The organism is Janthinobacterium sp. CG_23.4 (assembly GCF_029892305.1).
GTDB classification, from domain to species: domain Bacteria; phylum Pseudomonadota; class Gammaproteobacteria; order Burkholderiales; family Burkholderiaceae_D; genus Janthinobacterium; species Janthinobacterium lividum_D.
The window spans coordinates 1,490,238-1,508,514 of the sequence record NZ_JARXUX010000001.1 but is presented as its reverse complement, the minus strand read 5'-3'; the positions used below and the strand labels follow the sequence as shown (position 1 = coordinate 1,508,514).

The following is an 18,277-nucleotide window of genomic DNA, read 5'->3' as shown; positions in this document are numbered from 1 at the left end:
GGGCTCAGGACTTCGCTTTGTAGTTGCGCACAGCCGTCAGACTGTCGGACAAGGTTGGCATGTCGATGGCCAAGTTGCTGCCCTGCACCTGGCGCAGCAAGGATTGTGCCGTCTGCGTGCTCTTGGCACGGGTGTCGAAATACTTGGCCAGCGCATCTTGGGCGGCGATCAAGTCATTCCTGAACGCGGTTTCATTGCGCGACAACAAGGCCATGCGGGCATTGAGCAGGCGCAACTTGACGTTTTCGCGCAAGAAATACGCTTGCGTCGGCGACAGCATCAGCGCTTCCGGCGTATCGACGCGGCGGATGCGTATCAATTGCCGCACATCAGTCCACATGTCGCCGCTCCAGGTATCCCAGCCGTCGCGCACTTTTTGCAGCAGCGGTTCGGGCGCCGGCGGTCCTGCCAGCTTGCCGCTTGCATCGCGCACGGCCTTGGGCTTGGCCTCGGCCTTGGCCTCGGCCTTGGCCTTGCCCGGCTTTTCCGGCGCGGCCAAGGCCGGCGTCTCGTCGGACAGCATCGGCAGCGCGTCGATCTGGGCGATCACGGCATCGAGGCGCAGTGCCACGCCCGTCGAATCGACGCTGGGCAGGGCCTTGAGTTTTTCCATGTCGCGCCCGATGGCGCGGCGGATGGTGATGAATTGCGGCTTGTCGGAACGCGACAGGCTGCGATCCGCATTTTGCAGGGCAATCAGCGCACCGGGCACGTTGCCGGCCAGTTGCAGCTGCTGGCTGGCGGTCGACAACACTTGCTCGATTTCCGTCAATGCCCACTCGTCGCGGTTCTTCGACAAGTCGTTATACAGTTGTTCCAGCGCCAGCTGCTGGCTTTGTGTTTCGCTCTGGCGGTTTTCCAGCGCGCCCACCTTGATTTGCAGCTCTTTCGTGCCTTCTTGCACGTTGCGCGCCAGCACGCCTGTTTCAGCGTTGCTGACATCGCCTTTTTGCAGGCGCTTGGCAACTTCTTCGCGCAAATTGCGGATTTGCTTGCTGGTCGACCAGCTGTGTGCCGCCAGCAGTACCGCCAGCACGATGACGGCGATGCTCATGGGCTTTTGCAGCTGCTCAAGCAAGCTGGGCGCGCGGCCAGCGGATTGGTCGGCCGCCTGCGGCGCCGTCTTCACGGCGCTGCCAGGCGTTGCATTCGGTTCGGAGAGTGTAGGCATTTCGTTCATGGTCGTGATTGTAACGCGGCGAGCACTCCTGCGTCGCCTGATCCTGTCAAGGTAACACGGACAAAACCCAGGGCCGCCGCCGTTTGTGCAATGCGCGCGTGCGGCACGATCAGATGCTGCTGTTGCATTTTCACAACAGCCGTCTTTTTATCATCCAATTCTTCGAGCAGCGCCAGCAAACCGCGCAGCGCTTCCGAGCTGGTGATGATCCAGTCATTATCATGCTGCAACAGGCTTTCCAGGGTGGCCCGCAAGGCTGGCGTCAGCGTTGGCACCTGGCGACGGTAGGCCGTCAGGAACGCGACGTCGGCGCCGGCGGCGCGCAAGCCGTCGGCCAGGTAATCGCGTCCGCCATCGCCGCGCACGATCAGCACGCGCTTGCCGCGCAGGGCCGGCAAGTCCAGCGCCAGCAACAGATGTTCGGAATCGCTGCGCGACGGGTCCAGCGGGCTGCTAATGCTGGCATTCGCAGCCGTGACGCCATGCGCGGCCAAGGCCAGGCGGCTGCCCTCGCCCACCACGGCCAGCGGCACGCCGGACGGCCAGACGCTCAAGTGCGCAAAGACGCAGTCGATGGCGTTCGGCGAGACGAACGCCACCAGGTCGAACTCGGTCAGTCGCGCCAGCACCGCTTGCAGCTGCGCGCCTTCCTCTGCGCCGTCAAGCGCGTGGATTTCCAGCAGTGGCAGCACGGTCACGGGCCAGCCTAGCGCCGCAATTTTGGCGGCCAATGGCGCCGCTTGCGCTGCCGGCCGCGTGATGACCACGGTGTCAGGCATGCGGCGCCAGGCCTTCATGCTCGTCAGGCGTAACGATACACGAGGCGAGGATGCCGGCGGCATCCTGCTCGCGCAGCAGTTCAGCCACCTGTTCACCCAGCAATTGCGGCGCACTGGCCGGACCACTGACATCGGCGCTGGCCATGCGCGCGCCGTCCGGTGTGGCGACCATGGCGCGCAAACGCATCTGTTCGCCTTCGACGGTGGCAAACGCGGCCAACGGAATCTGGCAGCTGCCGCCGAAAATCTTCGACACCTTGCGCTCGGCCGTGACAGCTTGCTCCGTCTCCGTGTGGTTCAGCGGCGCCAGCAGGCGCACCAGGTCGGCGCCGTCGCTGCGCCCGCTGCGAATTTCGATCGCCATGGCGCCCTGGCCGGCGGCCGGCAGGCTGTCTTCCGGCGCCAGCACGGCGCGGATGCGCGCGGCCAGGCCCAGGCGTTTCAGGCCGGCAGCGGCCAAGATGATGGCGGCATAGTCGCCACGGTCGAGCTTGCCCAAACGCGTATCGAGATTGCCGCGCAGGGGCAAAATCGTCAGGTGCGGATAGCGCGCGGCGATCAGCGACTGGCGCCGCAGGCTGCTGGTACCGACCACGGCGCCATGCGGCAGCTCGGCCAGGCTGACGTAATCGTTGGAGACAAACGCGTCGCGCGGATCTTCGCGCTCGAGGATGGCGGCCAGGCTATAGCCTTCTGGCAACGTCATCGGCACGTCCTTCAGCGAATGCACAGCCAAGTCGGCGCGGCCTTCTTCCATCGCCACTTCCAGCTCCTTGACGAACAAGCCCTTGCCGCCCACCTTCGACAGGGCGCGGTCGAGAATCTGGTCGCCGCGTGTGGTCATGCCGAGAATTTCAACGCTACACTGTGGGTACAGGGCGGCCAGGCGCGCGCGCACGTGTTCAGCTTGCCACATGGCAAGACGGCTCTCGCGCGTGGCGATCACCAGGCGCGCGGGTATGCTCGGGGGCAATTCGTTCGGGGTCAATTCGGATGCTTTCAAAACAAGTTCTTTCGCTGTCATTGTCGTTGCGATTGTCATTGCGATTGGCGTTGCCTGTGCGCGCGTCCGCGATCAATGTGTATCGGGTGGCGCCCGGCGTGGCTATAATCGTTATCCCTTTGCCTAGAAGGCCAAGCTAGGCTGGCGTCCATGTTGAAGACCACAAATTTTATCATGCGCCCCCTCCCCCCTGCGGCCAAACGCCCGGTGCGATCCACATTTCCTTGCTTTTACACTTACTTTGGTTCTTTATCATGCTCAATGACGCAGTAGCACCAGAAATAGTTCCAGCGGCCGGCTCCGACAAGGACGCGCCACTGAAAGAAGACATCCGCCTGCTCGGTCGCCTGCTGGGAGACGTACTGCGCGAACAGGAAGGCGACGCCGTCTTCGATGTGGTGGAAACCATACGCCAGACGTCCGTGCGCTTCCGCCGCGAAGCGGACGCGGGCGCCGCGCTCGAACTCGACGCCATGCTCAAGGAACTGAGCCGCGAACAGACCATTTCCGTGGTGCGCGCTTTTTCCTATTTTTCGCACCTGGCCAACATTGCCGAAGATCAACACCATATCCGCCGTCGGCGCGCCCACCTGCTGGCCGGCTCGCCAGCGCAAAAGGGCAGCGTCAGCTTCGCGCTGAAAAAACTGCGCGCCGCCGGCGTGTCACGCCAGACCGTCGACACTTTCTTTCAGGAAGCGCTGATCGCTCCCGTGCTGACGGCCCACCCGACGGAAGTGCAGCGCAAGAGCATACTCGACGCCGAGCACGACATCGCGCGTCTGCTGGCAGAGCGCGACCGGCAGCTGACGCCGAAAGAACGGCAAGCCAATATGCAGCTGCTGCGCGCGCGCGTCTCCACCCTGTGGCAAACGCGCATGCTGCGCTATTCGAAGCTGACGGTCGCCGACGAGATCGAAAACGCGCTGTCCTATTACCGCATCACCTTTTTGCGCGAACTGCCGGGCCTGTACGACGATATCGAGGAAGATATCGCCGCCCAATACCCGAACGGCGACGGCACCATCGAGCCCATCAACGCCGCCTACGTGCAGATGGGTAGCTGGATCGGCGGCGACCGCGACGGCAACCCGAACGTGAATGCGGGCACCATGCAGCATGCGCTGACACGCCACGCCACCACCATCCTCGACTTTTACCTCGACGAGGTGCACACGCTGGGTGCGGAATTGTCCGTCTCGACCCTGATGGTGGGCGTCAGCGAGGAACTGCAGGCGCTGGCCGAGCAGTCGCCGGACGCCTCGCCGCACCGCAGCGACGAACCCTACCGCCGCGCCCTGATCGGCATCTATGCGCGCCTGGCCGCCACCGCCCGCGCCCTGGGTGCCACCAATATTTTGCGCAAGGAAGTGGGGCCGGCCGCAGCGTATCGCGACGCCGCCGCGTTTGTGACCGACTTGCGCACCATCGTCGCCTCGCTCGAATCGCACCATGGCGCAGCGCTCGTGCGCCCGCGCCTGGCCACTCTGGCGCGCGCGGCCGACATCTTCGGTTTCCACCTGGCCTCGCTGGATATGCGCCAGACTTCCGACGTGCACGAACGCGTGCTGGCCGACCTGTTCGCGAAAAGTGGCGTAAGCGCCGACTACACGGCCCTGCCCGAGGAAGATAAGCAGGCCCTGCTACTGAATGAACTGGCGCAGCCGCGCCTGCTGTACTCGCCGTATATCGCCTACAGCGCGGAAACGGATTGCGAACTGGCGATTTTGCGCACGGCGCGCGATATCCGCCAGCGCTATGGCGCGCGCGCGATCCGCAACTACATCATTTCGCACACGGAAACCGTGTCCGACTTGCTGGAAGTGCTGCTGCTGCAAAAAGAAACAGGCTTGCTGCGCAGCGACTGGAAGGCGGGAGGCGACGGCGACAGCAGCTGCGAGCTGATGGTCATCCCCCTGTTCGAAACCATACCCGATCTGCAGCGCGCGGCCGGCATCATGAGCCAAGTCATGGCCTTGCCTTTGCTTAAACAACTGATCGCCAAACAGGGACAGTTGCAGGAAGTCATGCTCGGCTATTCCGATTCGAACAAGGATGGCGGTTTTCTCACCTCGAACTGGGAACTGTACAAGGCCGAACTGGCGCTGGTGACCGACTTCCAGAAGGCCGGCGTCAAGCTGCGCCTGTTCCATGGTCGTGGCGGTACGGTGGGCCGAGGCGGCGGACCCAGCTATGAAGCCATCCTGGCCCAGCCGCCGGGCACCGTCAACGGCCAGATCCGCCTGACGGAACAAGGCGAAATCATCGCCTCGAAGTTTTCCAATGCCGAAATCGGCCGGCGCAACCTGGAATTGCTGGTGGCCGCCACCCTGGAAGCGAGCCTGGCGCCGCAAGCAGCCAGTGACGCCCACGCCAGCCAACTGGCGCAGTTCGAGGCCGTGATGGCGGACCTGTCGAAACTGGCGTATCACGCTTACCGCCACCTCGTGTATGAAACGCCGGGATTTACCGAGTATTTCTTTTCGGCCACACCGATTGCGGAAATCGCCGAACTGAACCTCGGTTCGCGCCCCGCCTCACGCAAGGCCAACCAGCGCATCGAAGACTTGCGCGCCATTCCTTGGGGCTTTTCCTGGGGCCAGTGCCGCTTGCTGCTGCCAGGCTGGTTTGGCTTTGGCAGCGCCATCGAAGCGTGGATTAACGACGCTGCGGGCGCCGCGAAAGATGAGAAGATCGCCACCCTGCGCGCCATGTACGCCGCATGGCCATTCTTTGCCACCCTGTTGTCGAATATGGACATGGTACTGGCCAAGACGGACCTGGCGATTGCCTCGCGCTATGCGGAACTGGTGGCAGACCAGGACTTGCGCGAACGCATCTACAAGCGCATCACAGATGAGCATGGCACCACCTTGCGCTGCCTGGAGCTGATCACCGGCAACACGGAGCGCCTGGCGGGCAACCCGCTGCTGGCGCGCTCGATCCAGAACCGCTACGCCTACCTCGATCCGCTGAACCACTTGCAGGTGGAATTGATCAAGCGCAACCGCGCCCTGTCGGCAGAAAGCAAAATCGACGAAAGGGTACACCGCGGCATCCAGCTATCGATCAATGGCGTGGCGGCAGGTCTGCGCAATACCGGCTGATCGCATCAGGCTGCCATCGGCAGACAGGGGCCGGCACCGAGAGAGCCACGGGCCACGGGCAGGCCCCATGCACACCGCAGCGACCAGGGAGGCCGACTCGCGCCTCGTCCTGCGCATCAGCGACAATGGCATCCGCATCGGCATAGCGATAGCACGTCACAAAAATTATCAAAAAAGGTAGTAAATTAAGTATGCATTTACGGCATAAAAAAGTATAGTAAGTTTTTTCTTTGAAGAGCCTATCATGCCGCCACGGTTCTCATGCCTTCCCGCCACCCTGCTCGGCCTGCTCCTGCTGGCCGCCGTCACCGCTGCCAGTGCCACCAACTATGCCGAACGCGGCTTTGGTGAAAAAGATGGCAATGGCAGTATCGCATCCGACCTGAACCCGGCCGGCCTGGTAGCGGGCATCGTCATGGAAGCAGAAGGACGACGCCGCGCCGTGACGTATCAGCATGGCCGTATCCGCGAACTGGGCACCCTGGGCGGCAATGAAGGTTTCACCAAGGCGATTAATACGCATGGCGTGGTGGTGGGCTCGGCGCAGACAGCCACTGGCGCCTGGCATGCATTCCGCTTTGAAGAAGCGGGCGGCATGCGCGACCTGGGCACCCTGGGCGGCACCAGCAGTTACGCCACCGCCATCACGCGCGACGGCCAGGTGGCCGGCTATGCCGATACCAGCGACGGCGATTTCCACGCCTTTATCACGAAAGCCGACCTCAGCCTGCAAGACCTGGGCACCCTGGGCGGCGCCAGCAGCTATGCCAGCGGCGTAAATATACATGGCGTGGTGGTGGGCACGGCGCAGCGCGGCGATGGCTACCGCCGTGCCTTCGCCTACCGCCCCGGCGCGGGCATGCAGGAAATAGGCACACTGCCCGGCGGACGCATCAGCTCGGCCACCGCCATCAATGATGCGGGCCTGATCGTGGGCGCCTCGGAAACGGACAAGCGCCGCTGGCACGCATTCGCCTGGGATGGCAAGCGCATGCTCGACCTGGGCGCCCTGATCGGCCAGGGCGACAGCTACGCCACGGCAGTCAACGCTGCCGGACACATCGTCGGCAGCGCCCACATCAAGGGCTTTGAACCGATGACCTTTGTCTACAAGGAAGGTGTGATGACGGTGCGCCGCCGCGACGATGGCCTGTACCTGACCAACAAGATCACGGACGCCGGCCTGGTGGTGGGCGCCATTTACACGGGGCATAAATTCCAGGCCTTCGCCGTGCCATCACAAGCGGCCCCCGCACCGCAGCGCAGTAATCCATTGGACTGGCTGGTGATCACCATCGTGATCTCGGCCAGCGGCGTCCTGCTATACAAATTGCAACGCAACTATCGCATGGGCCTGCCGGGCGCGCGCACGCGTCTCATGTAAGCCAACGCTACGGATGGACGAAAAAAAAAGAGGCTTGCGCCTCTTTTTAAATGTACTCAATACCTATCGCGACACCTGACAGTAGCGTAGCGGGCGCAAGTGAGGACGCGCAGTAGGTTCTGGCGGGTGTCTCTAGTTTTGCGTCAGGAAGGTTTTCAGCTTGTCCGAGCGCGAAGGCTGGCGCAGCTTGCTCATGGCTTTCGCTTCAATCTGGCGGATGCGCTCACGCGTCACGTCGAACTGCTTGCCCACTTCTTCCAGGGTATGGTCGTTCGACATTTCCACGCCGTAACGCATGCGCAGCACTTTCGCTTCGCGTGGCGTCAAGGAATCGAGCACTTCCTTGATGACATTGCGCATCGACGCGTGCAGTGCGGCGTCCAGCGGTGCCAGGGTGGTGTTGTCTTCGATGAAGTCGCCCAGTTGCGAATCGCCATCTTCGCCCATCGGCGTTTCCATGGAAATCGGCTCTTTCGCGATCTTCATGATTTCGCGCACCTTGTTTTCCGGCATTTCCATCTTGACGGCCAGCGTCGCCAGGTCAGGCTCGCTGCCCGTTTCCTGCATGATCTGGCGCGAGATGCGGTTCATCTTGTTGATCGTTTCGATCATGTGCACCGGCACGCGAATGGTACGCGCCATGTCGGCGATCGAACGCGTGATGGCCTGGCGTATCCACCAGGTGGCGTAAGTCGAGAACTTGTAGCCGCGACGGTATTCGAATTTATCGACCGCCTTCAGCAAGCCGATGTTGCCTTCCTGGATAAGATCGAGGAATTGCAAGCCGCGGTTGATGTATTTCTTGGCGATCGAAATAACCAGGCGCAAGTTGGCGACCGTCATTTCGCGCTTCGCGTGACGCGCACGTTTTTCGCCGGCAGCCATCTGCTTGTTGATCTTGCGCAAGTCAGCCAGCGGCAGGGCCACGCGCGCTTGCAGGTCGATCATCTTCTTTTGCAGTTCCTTGACGGCGGGCACGTTGCGGCTGAGGATGGCGCTGTACGGATACTTGCAATCGACTTCGCGGTCTACCCATTCCAGGTCACATTCATTGCCCGGGAACACCTTGATGAAGTGGGCGCGCGGCATGCCGCATTTGTTCACGCACAGTTCCAGCACGGCGCGCTCGATGTGGCGCACTTCTTCCATCTGGCCGCGCAGGGTGTCGCACAGCTTTTCCACGACCTTGGCCGTAAAGCGGATGCCCAGCAATTCCTGCGAAATGGCTTCCTGCGCCTTCGTGTAGGCTTTCGAGTTGTAACCCTCGGGCGCCTTGCGCATCTTTTCGTACTGCGTCGAAATGACGTTGAACTTCTCCAACGCATTCTTTTTCAGCTGGGCCAATTGCTCGCTGGAGAAACCGGCTGCGCCGCCATTCGCGTCGCCGTCTTCTTCCTCGGCTTCTTCTTCCTCTTCCTCGTCGTCACCGCTGGCGACGACCGGCGCAGCGGCAGCGGCAGGCGCCGGGGCATTACTTTCGTTCAAGTCGACAAAACCGTCGACCACTTCATCGACCTTGATCTCGTCGCGCGCGATTTTTTGCGACAGAGCAACGATTTCGCCGATGGTGGTCGGGCAGGCGGAAATTGCCTGGATCATGTCCTTCAGACCGCCTTCGATGCGCTTGGCGATCTCGATCTCGCCTTCGCGCGTCAGCAGCGCCACGGCGCCCATTTCACGCATGTACATGCGCACAGGGTCGGTGGTGCGGCCAAAGTCGGAGTCGACCGTCGACAAGGCGGTAGCGGCAGCGGCTTCGACTTCATCATCGCTGGTGACGGTGGCGACGTTGTCGGTCAGCAACAAGCTTTCCGCGTCAGGGGCGCGCTCGTAGACGGCGATGCCCATGTCGTTAAAGGTAGCGATGATGCCTTCGATCGCTTCCGGATCGATGATATTTTCCGGCAATTGGTCATTGATCTCGGCATAGGTAAGGAAGCCGCGCTCCTTGCCCATGTTGATCAAGCCCGTGATCTGCTTGCGACGGCGTTCCAGGTCCGCTGCCGAGGCTTCCGGATCGCCCAGTGCATCGGCCAGGCCGCCTTTGGCTTTGCGGTCGCGCGCTTTCGATACCGCCTTCAGTTCGGCGCGCTCAACGGCGTTAAGCGCTGCCACTTCATCGTTTTCTGGCGTGAATTCGCTCGGTTTGCGGCCACGTCGACCCGGCACCTTGACGCTCGGCAAGAAGTAATTCGAGGTGTCGATGGCGGCCAGGGCATCGGCGTCCGTGGTCTTGCTGACCACTTGCGCGCCGGTGATAATGGTCACGGGCGCCACTTCAGGCTTGGCGCGCACGACTTTCGAACGGGCAGCCGTCACCACTTTATTCGTGGCGGCGCTTTCGCTGATCTTGCGTGGCGCAACCGGCGCCTTGGCGCCGGGAGCGATCTTCACGCTCGGAGTCTTGGCCGGCGCAGCATCGACTACCTCGGCAACGGCTTCGGCGGCAGGTGCGGCAATGGCTGCTTCCACAGCCGACTCGGCCGGCGGCACGGCAGCGAGACGCGAACGGCTTTTCTTTACCACGGTGACGACGGTGGGCGCCGTCGTGACGGTGGCTTCCGGATTCGCTTGCGCATTATCGATGAAGTAAGATAAAGTCGTTTTGGGTACGGCAAGTGGTGCCGCAGCTGGGCGTGGCGCCTTGGCGGACAACGTTAAAGTTTTTGGCGTATTCTTCATGAGATATCTCTTAATGCGAGACCAGATGGTGTCGGCGCGAAGTGAATGATTCCACCTAAGCCTGCGAAACCGGACTCGATGGAGCGTATTGTTGCCGCTGCCGTCAAGGGCAGCGGCGCCTGTCTATCGGGACGTTCAAAGCCCGCGCACACAGCGGCGGCGGGGCCGAAGCCGGGTCAGATAAATAAGCGATGTACATTGCGGAATGAAAAAAAGCCCGTACCAGAACGGGCTTGAATCTATTGTTGTTCAGTGAAGACACAGCGGAGAGCAAGATTATGCACGAAGGCCAGTTATCTGGATAATTGATAAGCAAAATATCTGGTATCAAAAATATCAATAATAGTGGCCCTGCACCGCACTGCTCTTATCCCCTGCACACCTGAGCCAGACCGTGAAATACGGGGCCTAGTCATCAGCGCAAGCGGACATTATACACATTTCTCGCCATTCGCGCTGCGTGCACTGTCGTGCGGACTAGCTTATCTCTGCACAAGTTGCCAAAAAAGACAATGCACTTGCCTGTGGCGCGTGCTATGCTCGCCTTTTATAGCCCAACCAATGATGTCGATGACCAGCTCCACGCCAGACCAGCAAGCCACCACTCCAGACACGCCAGTCGATGCAGCCCCAGCGGCGGCTCCAGCGGCAGCGGCCACGCCGGCCCCTACCGGCCTGACAGCGCGCGCCCTGCTCAAGCAGTTCCAAGAGCAATTCCCGCCGTTCCGCGATTGCCTGCCATTATCGATCGGAATCGACAAGCAGATCCTGGCACGCCTGCCGGACCTGGACCGCAAGCTGATGCGCACGGCGCTGGGCATCCACACGGGTTCGCTGCGCTATTTGCGCATGATGGAAAAAGCCAAGATTCGCTATGACCTCGACGGTACAGCCGGCGCAGAAGTGACACAGACGCACCGCGACCACGCCACGCAAGTGTTGCAGCAACGCTTCAAGAAGGAAGCCGATCGCAAAAAGGCCGAACGCGACGCCGCCGCTGCCGAAGAAGCGAACCGTTTGCGCCTGGAAAAACTGAGTCAGCTGACCGCAAAATTCTCGCGCAAAGGTTGATCCGGTTTCATGGACACAGCTGTCGCACCGCCTCTGCCCCCATATCAAGGCATTGCAATCGAGCACGTCAAACTGGTACGCACCAGTGATGACGCCAGGGCCGCCATGGCAGCCCTGCTGGCAGCGGACGCCATCGGCTTCGATACGGAATCGAAGCCGACCTTTGTGAAGGGCGAGTCCTCCACGGGGCCGCACCTGATCCAGTTGGCCACCGACGACATCGCTTACCTGTTCCAGGTAGGCAGTGCACCGGCCTTGGCCTTGGCCGAACTGAAAGCCATCCTCGAATCGACCACCACCATCAAGGTGGGCTTTGGCTTGTCCGACGACGTCAAGCGCCTGCGCAACAAGCTCGGTATCGCGCCGGCCCAGGTGCTCGACCTGTCCGTCGCCCTGCGCGGCGGCCAGCGCAACGACCTGGGCGCGAAGACTGCCGTGGCCAAGTTCTTTGGCCTGCACCTGCAGAAATCAAAAAAGATCTCCACCACCAACTGGGCCACCTCGCGCCTGACGGAAAAACAGATCCTGTACGCAGCCGACGATGCGCAAGTGGCCCTGCGCGTGTATCGCCGCTGGATCGCCGACGGCGGTAAAGTAACGGCGCAAAAAGCCCCCCGCGCCAGCACGCCGCCGGCCACACCGCCCGCCCCCGTCTGAGCTGGTGCACGCATGGCGGCACCCCCTGCCGCCAATGACCCATCGCATGTCAATCCTACTCCCTTAAAGCGATAACTGATAACTGATAACTGATCTGTCGTGTTCTTCACAACTGATGCTGTCAGAATCACCGTGGCGGGTATATGCTAGGGTAAAAAATGATCCGTGCAGCAAGACCGGCACGCCGTTGCGACCGACGAGAGAGCTTATTTTGCCATGCCACTTTCCAGACAACTTTCGCTAGCACTGCATTGCCGCTGCGCACTGGCACTGGCACTGGCACTGGCACTGGTGCTGGCCCTGGCACTGCCCTTGCCCGGCCTGGCGCTGGCAGCAGCGGCGACGCTACCAGCGCGCCACGACAGCCTGGAACAGCGCATCAAGGCTTGCACCGCCTGTCATGCGCCAAAGGAGCGCCATGATGCCTTCTTTCCCCGTATCGCCGGCAAGCCGGCCGGCTATCTGTACAACCAGCTGCTCAACTTCCGCGAAGCAAGGCGACAGTACCCGACGATGAATTACATGGTCGAACACTTGCCCGACGATTACCTGCGCGAAATCGCCGAGTATTTTGCGGCGCAGCACCCTGCCCCGCCGCCGGCCCAGCCCAGCAGCGCCGGCAAGGCGGCCCTGGCGCGCGGCAAGCAGCTGGTGCTGCAAGGCGATGCCGGCAAAAAAATTCCAGCCTGTAGCGCCTGCCATGGCCACCAACTGGCCGGCGTGGCGCCAGCCATCCCCGGCTTGCTGGGCTTGCCGCGCGACTATATCAACGCCCAGCTCGGTGCCTGGAAGAATGGCATACGCCGCGCCCATGCGCCCGACTGCATGGCGCAAGTGGCCCAGCGCCTGTCGGATGCGGACGTGGGCGCCGTCTCGGCCTGGCTGGGCACGCAAGTGGCCAGCGCCGACGCGCGCCCTGCCAGCAGCATCACCCTGCCCTTGCCGCTGCACTGCGGCGGCGTGCCAGGTTCTGCGGCGCAGGTGGCGCCATGAAAAAATGGATGATCGCGGCCGGCCTGCTACTGCTCGCCGGCGTTAGCGCCAACGTCCTGCTGTATCCGGACGACGACCTCGGCCCAGCCGCCGTTGCCAGCCCCCTTAGCCAGCAACAGCTGGTCGCGCGTGGCGCCTACCTGGCCAAAGCGGGCAATTGCATGGCCTGCCACACGATGCGCGGCGGGGTGGCGTACGCGGGGGGGCGGGCCTTGCAGACGCCGTTCGGCACAGTGCTCTCACCGAACATCACGGCCGACAAGGAAACGGGCATAGGCAGCTGGACGGCCGACGATTTCTGGCGCGCCATCCACAACGGCAAGTCGAAAGACGGCCGTTTGCTGTACCCGGCGTTCCCCTACACCAACTACACCAAGGTGCAGCGCGCAGACAGCGACGCCCTATACGCATATTTCCAGCGCGTGCCGCCGCACAGGCAGGCGAACGCGCCGCACGCGCTGCGCTTCCCCTACAACCAGCAAATCGCGCTGGCCGCCTGGCGCGCACTGTACTTCAAGCCCGGCGTGTACCAGCCGCTCACGACGCACAGCATGGAATGGAATCGTGGCGCCTACCTGGTGCAGGGCCTGGGCCACTGCAGCGCCTGCCATAGCAGCCGCAATGCCCTGGGCGGTAGCGACGAGACACTGTCGGGCGGCCTGATACCCGTACTGGGCTGGTACGCGCCCGCGCTGACATCGGATGCGCAAACGGGCCTGGGCGACTGGGACACGGCGCATATCGTGGCATTGCTGCAAACGGGCGTCTCGCCGCGCGCCACCGCCTTGGGCCCCATGGCCGAGGTGGTGCGGCAAAGCTCGCAGCATATGCGCAGCGACGACCTGCAGGCGATGGCCGTGTACCTGAAAAGCTTGCCCGGCCCGGCGCAGGCGGCAGCACGCCCCCCGCGCGAAACGTCAGAGCAAGTTCGGCAGCAACTGGCACTGGGGGAAAAACTGTATCGGGCGCAGTGCGCGAGTTGCCACCAGGCCGACGGCAAAGGCGTGCCGCCTGACTACCCGCCGCTGGCCGGCAAGCGCGCGCTGACGACGGACTCGGCCGTAAACGCCATCCGCCTCGTGCTCAACGGCGGCTTTGCGCCCGGGACCAGCAGCAACCCGCGGCCCTATGGCATGCCGCCGTTCGGTGCCGCCATGGATGACGCCGAGATAGCGGCCGTGGTGACGTATGTGCGTGCCTCGTGGGGCAATAATGCGCCGGCGGTTTCTGCATTAGAAGTCAACAAGTACCGCAGCGTGCCGCTGGACTAGCCGTCCATCATTCCCAAGCCCTGCTACAGCCGGAGTCGGATCCTCAGGATCCGACTCCGGTGATGCGCGGGTTAGCCATAAAAAAACCGGCCGGCGCCGGTTTTTTTCACGTCAGGCAGCCGCTCTCAACGGAACTTGCTTTTATGTCCGGTCTTCAAGTCCAGCGCATAGCGCACGCCGTTGTCCGTCAGCATGACTTCATCGGGCGGCTCTTCGCCGGCCAGGGCGCCGTCGATCAGGGGCAAGCCTTCGCCCTTGCGCATCAAATCATCGCAGCGCTCGTACACGTTCACGCAGCCGGTAGAAGCCATCAGCGATTGCACGATGGCCACTTTCCACGCATCCACGCCACCGGCATTGAATTGGCAAATCAGATAGCCTTGCACGCCGCCAAATAACTGCACCACCAGGCCCGGCAAGCCCTCGTCTTCGCCCTTGATGAGGGTCAACAGCTGGTTCTCGCCCGCCTTCTTGATGACTGGCAGTTTTTTCTCGATGGCAGCCTTGACGCGGCGCTTGATCAGCGCATGGTCGACCGGTTCATCTTCCTTGAAGCTCCAGATGCGCGCGCGGATTTGCGACTTCGAATTGTAGGCGGCGCGGGCGATGAATTGCTTCGCCGAGCTTTGCACGATGGCCGTCGAGCCGGGCTTCATTTTTTCCTGCGGCTTGCCTTCGACTTTTTCAATCGCAGACGCGTAAATCCAGGATTGGCCCAGCAAGCTCTTTTCCTTGCCCTGTTTGATGGTAATGATCAGCATGTAATTCCAGTAGTGTGAGCGGCGCGAGCCGGTCGTCGTATGTCCAATACCCGCATGATACCTCATGCCATCGCGTCACAGCCTGCTGCATTCTGTGCCGCCGCTGCCGCAGTCTGTCGCAGCGCGCTACACAGGCGCGGGTGTCTGGCCTACCATGGCTGCAGACTAATTCAAAACAGGGAGCAAGAATGACACAGCCACTTTTCCAACCTCGCCACCTTCGCCGCCTTCGCCACGCCGGCATCGCCAGCGCCCTGCTGCTGGCCGCCTGCGCCCTGGCCATCCCGGCCGCGCCGGTGCTGGCGTCGCCACTCGACTGGATCTCCGGCAACAGCATCGAGGGCAGCGGCAAGCTGCAAAAGCAGACGCGCGAGCTTGCCAGTTTCCAAGGCGTGACGCTCAATGTGCCGGGCACGGTCGAATTGCGCATCGGCAACACGGACAGCATCACCATCGAGGCCGACGACAATATCGTGCCGCTGATCGAGACGGTGGTGGAAAACGGCACTTTGCGCATCCGCAGCGCCAAGCGCAACATGCATTTCCGTCAGAGCAGCCTGAGCATTGTCATCCAGGCGCGCCAGGTGGAGCGCATCAGCGTGGGCGGCTCGGGCAGCATCACGGCAATGGGCTTGCGCGCCGATAAGCTGCGCTTCGACGTGGGCGGCTCCGGCGCCATCCACGCGCCTGACCTCGATAGCCGCCAGGTGGCCGTGGCCGTCGGTGGCAGCGGCAACTTTACGGCCAGCGGCAAGACGCGGCAACTGACGGCATCGATCGGCGGCTCGGGCAATATCCAGGCAGGCCGCCTGGCCGCGCGCGACGTGCAGGTGAGCATCGGTGGCTCGGGCGAGGCGCAAGTGTGGGCCAAGGATGACTTGAGCATCAGCATCGGCGGCTCGGGCGCAGTGCGCTACTACGGCGATCCGCGTATCAGCCGCAGCATGCAGCGCTCAAGCAGCATCGAGCGCCTGGGCAGCGCGCCGATATAAACGCCAGCAATGACAAAAGCCCGGATCGCTCCGGGCTTTTTGCGTTTCAAACGATCACAATCAGCGCGCCGGCTTGACCGGCTCGCGCTCGATCAAGACTGTGTTGACGCTGTCGGTCAGCCAGATCTGGCCATCCTGGATCGTGCATTGCAGTTGCATGTTGCGCTGCGCCAGCTTGCTCATGTCTTGCGCCGCCTCGGATGGCAGGTTGATCACGGTCAAGTTCTTCGCCCGTTCCAGCTTGTTGGCGATTTGCTTCCACCAGATATGGCTGGTTGCGCCGTAACTGTAGACGATCACCTGCGCCGAACGCCCGCAAGCCTTCAGGATGCGTTTTTCGTCGGGCTGGCCCACTTCGATCCACAGCTCGATGGCGCCTGTCAGGTCTTTCTGCCACAGGTCGGGCTCTTCAGTATCGAACAAGCCCTTGGTAAACGTCAACGCCTCGTTGGCGTGGATGGCGAACGCCAGCAGGCGCACCATCATGCGCTCGTCCGTTTCGGACGGGTGGCGCGCCAGGGTCAGGGCGTGATCCTGGTAGTAATTGCGGTCCATGTCAGCGATCTGCAGATCGGCTTTGAAAATTGTTGCTTTGAGGGCCATCGTGTTTCTGTCTCTGTAAAGTGGATATCAATATTGTACGGGCGGCGCTATCAGCGGAAGACCACGGTCTTGTCGCCATTTTTCAAGATGCGGTGCTCGACGAACCATTTCACGGCGCGCGCCAGCACCACGCACTCGACATCGCGGCCAATGGCGGTCAGCATTTCGGCATCCATCGCATGGTCGACGCGTTCGACGTCCTGCTCGATGATCGGGCCTTCGTCGAGGTCGCCCGTGACGAAATGGGCCGTTGCGCCGATCAGCTTGACGCCGCGCTGGTGCGCCTGCGCGTACGGCTTGGCGCCCTTGAAGCTGGGCAGGAAGGAATGGTGGATATTGATGGCGCGGCCATCGAGCGCCTGGCACAGGCCGGGCGAGAGGATTTGCATGTAGCGCGCCAGCACCACCAGGTCGATCTTGTGCGTGTCCATCAGCTCGATGATCTTCGCTTCCTGCGCCAGCTTGGCCGCTTCCGGTGCTCCGGCCGCCAGGGGCAGGTGGTGGAAGGGAATATTGTAGCTGGCCGCCAACTGGTAGAACTCCATGTGGTTCGAGACGATGGCGGGAATTTCCACGTTCAGCAAACCACTCTTGTAGCGGAACAGCAAATCGTTGAGGCAATGGCCGATCTTCGACACCATCAGCATCACGCGCGGCTTGACGCGCGCATCGTGCAACTGGCCATTGAGCTGCATGACTTGCGACAGGTCGGCGAAGTCGCTGCGCAACTGGGTGTCGCTGACGCTACCGTCTTCCAGCGCGAAATGCACGCGCATGAAGAACAGCTGGGATTCCTGGTCGCCGAACTGGGCGGAATCGAGGATGTTGCAGCCGTGTTCGGCCAGGAAGCCGGACACGCGGTGCACGATGCCGCGCTGGTCCAGGCAGGACAGGGTCAGGATGTATTCGGGATGCGTCATGGTCGAGGAATAATGCAAAAAAGAGGGCTATGCTCGGCTAAGCCAGGCGCGCCGGCCATCGGCTGCGCTGCCGCGAGCCGGCTATTGTCGCACGGCCGGGCCTGCAAGCCTGCATTTTCCACACGCGCTGCATGACTGCCAGCGTTGGCAAAGCGCTACATCTTCATTTGATCTGGCACAAAGTCATCGCGTTTTTACGTCTGCCAGCCCGAATTCTCACAGCAAACCGGCATCCCGCAGGGAACCTGGGACGCCATACGGCGTCTATCTCTTTGCTTGTTTCAGCACACGTCGCATCCGCTACACCGGGTGTTTCTCGGACCAGATTTTCATTGAGGTAGAACATGTTCACAAACAGCATCCCTCCCCATCTCAGCCCAGCGCTGAAGTCGCACCTGGAAATCCAGTGCAATTTCGCCACAGAACTATCACGCAAGCTGTTCGACACGGCGCAGCAACTGAGCGAGCTGCATCTGCGGCTGGCGCAAGAACTGCTGCAGGAATGGGGCAGCGCCAGCCAGCAACTGCTGTGCGCGCGCGACACGGGCGAGTTCCTGTCGCTGGCCGCTGCCCAGTTGCAGCCGGGTAGTAACAAGCTGCGCCAGTACCAGCAGCAACTCGGCAATCTCGTCGCCAACGCCAATGTCGAAATAAAGCGCACGGCAGAGTATCACTTGCCCGAAGCGAGCCGCACGGCCGTGGCCTTCGCTGACGAAGTGGTGCGCAAGACGGCCGAAGAAACGGAAAAAGCCACACAGCGCCAGCGCGAAATGCTCGCAAAACTGCATGCCACGGGCCACCGCGACGGTGCGGGCCGCAGCAGCGATCCCGGCAGGCAATCCGATCAAGCACATTGAGCACCCGTATTGACCCGTAT

Annotated in this window: 15 protein-coding genes; 8 read left to right on the top strand and 7 right to left on the bottom strand. The window is 62.1% G+C overall.

The window, feature by feature from the left end; all coding sequences use genetic code 11:
• Positions 1-4 precede the first annotated feature (4 nt).
• The 3 genes from H4V96_RS06800 to hemC are packed head-to-tail and all read right to left on the bottom strand — an operon-like array spanning position 5 to position 2,983.
• Positions 5-1,180 carry a uroporphyrinogen-III C-methyltransferase gene (locus tag H4V96_RS06800; protein ID WP_280720811.1) on the bottom strand — a complete coding sequence of 392 codons (1,176 nt, stop codon included), beginning with the start codon at positions 1,178-1,180 and terminating at the stop codon, positions 5-7.
• Entirely contained in the window at positions 1,177-1,959 is a 783-nt protein-coding gene (locus H4V96_RS06795; RefSeq protein ID WP_070346515.1) for a uroporphyrinogen-III synthase, read from the bottom strand. The genes H4V96_RS06800 and H4V96_RS06795 overlap by 4 nt, the downstream gene beginning before the upstream one ends.
• Entirely contained in the window at positions 1,952-2,983 is a 1,032-nt protein-coding gene (hemC, locus tag H4V96_RS06790; RefSeq protein ID WP_196856440.1) for a hydroxymethylbilane synthase, read from the bottom strand. The genes H4V96_RS06795 and hemC overlap by 8 nt, the downstream gene beginning before the upstream one ends.
• Positions 2,984-3,216: 233 nt before the next feature.
• Between hemC and ppc the strand changes: the two genes are divergently transcribed.
• Together ppc and H4V96_RS06780 are read left to right on the top strand one after the other, a co-directional pair.
• Positions 3,217-6,066: a phosphoenolpyruvate carboxylase gene (gene ppc, locus H4V96_RS06785; RefSeq protein ID WP_196856441.1), complete on the top strand. Its 2,850-nt coding sequence runs from the start codon at positions 3,217-3,219 to the stop codon at positions 6,064-6,066.
• Positions 6,067-6,310: 244 nt separating this feature from the next.
• Entirely contained in the window at positions 6,311-7,450 is a 1,140-nt protein-coding gene (locus H4V96_RS06780; RefSeq protein WP_196856442.1) for an HAF repeat-containing protein, read from the top strand.
• A gap of 132 nt (positions 7,451-7,582) precedes the next feature.
• Here H4V96_RS06780 and rpoD read toward each other — a convergent pair whose 3' ends face one another.
• Positions 7,583-10,132, bottom strand: a complete 2,550-nt coding sequence (gene rpoD, locus H4V96_RS06775) for an RNA polymerase sigma factor RpoD (protein ID WP_010396532.1) — start codon at positions 10,130-10,132, stop codon at positions 7,583-7,585.
• Positions 10,133-10,702: 570 nt separating this feature from the next.
• Between rpoD and H4V96_RS06770 the strand changes: the two genes are divergently transcribed.
• The 4 genes from H4V96_RS06770 to H4V96_RS06755 all read left to right on the top strand — a co-directional run bounded on the left by H4V96_RS06770 (position 10,703) and on the right by H4V96_RS06755 (position 14,124).
• Positions 10,703-11,203 (top strand): ProQ/FINO family protein, encoded by a 501-nt coding sequence (locus tag H4V96_RS06770; RefSeq protein ID WP_142303323.1) that lies wholly within the window; start codon positions 10,703-10,705, stop codon positions 11,201-11,203.
• A gap of 9 nt (positions 11,204-11,212) precedes the next feature.
• Complete coding sequence (locus H4V96_RS06765; protein ID WP_010396528.1) at positions 11,213-11,860, top strand: 3'-5' exonuclease; 648 nt, start codon at positions 11,213-11,215, stop codon at positions 11,858-11,860.
• 216 nt (positions 11,861-12,076) lie between these two features.
• On the top strand, positions 12,077-12,853 hold the full coding sequence (locus H4V96_RS06760; protein ID WP_280720810.1) for a c-type cytochrome: 777 nt from the start codon (positions 12,077-12,079) through the stop codon (positions 12,851-12,853).
• Positions 12,850-14,124, top strand: coding sequence for a cytochrome c (locus H4V96_RS06755; RefSeq protein WP_196856445.1), 1,275 nt, complete (start codon positions 12,850-12,852; stop codon positions 14,122-14,124). Before H4V96_RS06760 ends, H4V96_RS06755 begins: the two co-directional genes overlap by 4 nt.
• Positions 14,125-14,249: 125 nt before the next feature.
• Here H4V96_RS06755 and H4V96_RS06750 read toward each other — a convergent pair whose 3' ends face one another.
• On the bottom strand, positions 14,250-14,885 hold the full coding sequence (locus H4V96_RS06750) for an SAM-dependent methyltransferase (protein ID WP_010396525.1): 636 nt from the start codon (positions 14,883-14,885) through the stop codon (positions 14,250-14,252).
• A 188-nt stretch (positions 14,886-15,073) separates the two neighbouring features.
• Between H4V96_RS06750 and H4V96_RS06745 the strand changes: the two genes are divergently transcribed.
• Positions 15,074-15,877 (top strand): head GIN domain-containing protein, encoded by an 804-nt coding sequence (locus tag H4V96_RS06745; RefSeq protein ID WP_196856446.1) that lies wholly within the window; start codon positions 15,074-15,076, stop codon positions 15,875-15,877.
• A 60-nt stretch (positions 15,878-15,937) separates the two neighbouring features.
• On the opposite strand, the gene H4V96_RS06740 is transcribed toward H4V96_RS06745, so the two are convergent.
• Together H4V96_RS06740 and purU are read right to left on the bottom strand one after the other, a co-directional pair.
• Positions 15,938-16,480 carry a YaeQ family protein gene (locus H4V96_RS06740; RefSeq protein WP_010396523.1) on the bottom strand — a complete coding sequence of 181 codons (543 nt, stop codon included), beginning with the start codon at positions 16,478-16,480 and terminating at the stop codon, positions 15,938-15,940.
• Positions 16,481-16,530: 50 nt separating this feature from the next.
• Positions 16,531-17,400 (bottom strand): formyltetrahydrofolate deformylase, encoded by an 870-nt coding sequence (purU, locus tag H4V96_RS06735; RefSeq protein WP_010396522.1) that lies wholly within the window; start codon positions 17,398-17,400, stop codon positions 16,531-16,533.
• Positions 17,401-17,744: 344 nt separating this feature from the next.
• Between purU and H4V96_RS06730 the strand changes: the two genes are divergently transcribed.
• Positions 17,745-18,257, top strand: a complete 513-nt coding sequence (locus tag H4V96_RS06730; protein ID WP_196856447.1) for a phasin family protein — start codon at positions 17,745-17,747, stop codon at positions 18,255-18,257.
• The last annotated feature ends 20 nt before the right edge of the window (positions 18,258-18,277 follow it).

Excerpts from the sequence above, each read along its gene's own strand:
- H4V96_RS06800 (WP_280720811.1), bottom strand. The coding sequence starts at position 1,180 with ATGAACGAAATGCCTACACTCTCCGAACCGAATGCAACGCCTGGCAGC.
- H4V96_RS06795 (WP_070346515.1), bottom strand. The coding sequence starts at position 1,959 with ATGCCTGACACCGTGGTCATCACGCGGCCGGCAGCGCAAGCGGCGCCA.
- hemC (WP_196856440.1), bottom strand. The coding sequence starts at position 2,983 with ATGACAGCGAAAGAACTTGTTTTGAAAGCATCCGAATTGACCCCGAAC.
- ppc (WP_196856441.1), top strand. The coding sequence starts at position 3,217 with ATGCTCAATGACGCAGTAGCACCAGAAATAGTTCCAGCGGCCGGCTCC.
- H4V96_RS06780 (WP_196856442.1), top strand. The coding sequence starts at position 6,311 with ATGCCGCCACGGTTCTCATGCCTTCCCGCCACCCTGCTCGGCCTGCTC.
- rpoD (WP_010396532.1), bottom strand. The coding sequence starts at position 10,132 with ATGAAGAATACGCCAAAAACTTTAACGTTGTCCGCCAAGGCGCCACGC.
- H4V96_RS06770 (WP_142303323.1), top strand. The coding sequence starts at position 10,703 with ATGACCAGCTCCACGCCAGACCAGCAAGCCACCACTCCAGACACGCCA.
- H4V96_RS06765 (WP_010396528.1), top strand. The coding sequence starts at position 11,213 with ATGGACACAGCTGTCGCACCGCCTCTGCCCCCATATCAAGGCATTGCA.
- H4V96_RS06760 (WP_280720810.1), top strand. The coding sequence starts at position 12,077 with ATGCCACTTTCCAGACAACTTTCGCTAGCACTGCATTGCCGCTGCGCA.
- H4V96_RS06755 (WP_196856445.1), top strand. The coding sequence starts at position 12,850 with ATGAAAAAATGGATGATCGCGGCCGGCCTGCTACTGCTCGCCGGCGTT.
- H4V96_RS06750 (WP_010396525.1), bottom strand. The coding sequence starts at position 14,885 with ATGCTGATCATTACCATCAAACAGGGCAAGGAAAAGAGCTTGCTGGGC.
- H4V96_RS06745 (WP_196856446.1), top strand. The coding sequence starts at position 15,074 with ATGACACAGCCACTTTTCCAACCTCGCCACCTTCGCCGCCTTCGCCAC.
- H4V96_RS06740 (WP_010396523.1), bottom strand. The coding sequence starts at position 16,480 with ATGGCCCTCAAAGCAACAATTTTCAAAGCCGATCTGCAGATCGCTGAC.
- purU (WP_010396522.1), bottom strand. The coding sequence starts at position 17,400 with ATGACGCATCCCGAATACATCCTGACCCTGTCCTGCCTGGACCAGCGC.
- H4V96_RS06730 (WP_196856447.1), top strand. The coding sequence starts at position 17,745 with ATGTTCACAAACAGCATCCCTCCCCATCTCAGCCCAGCGCTGAAGTCG.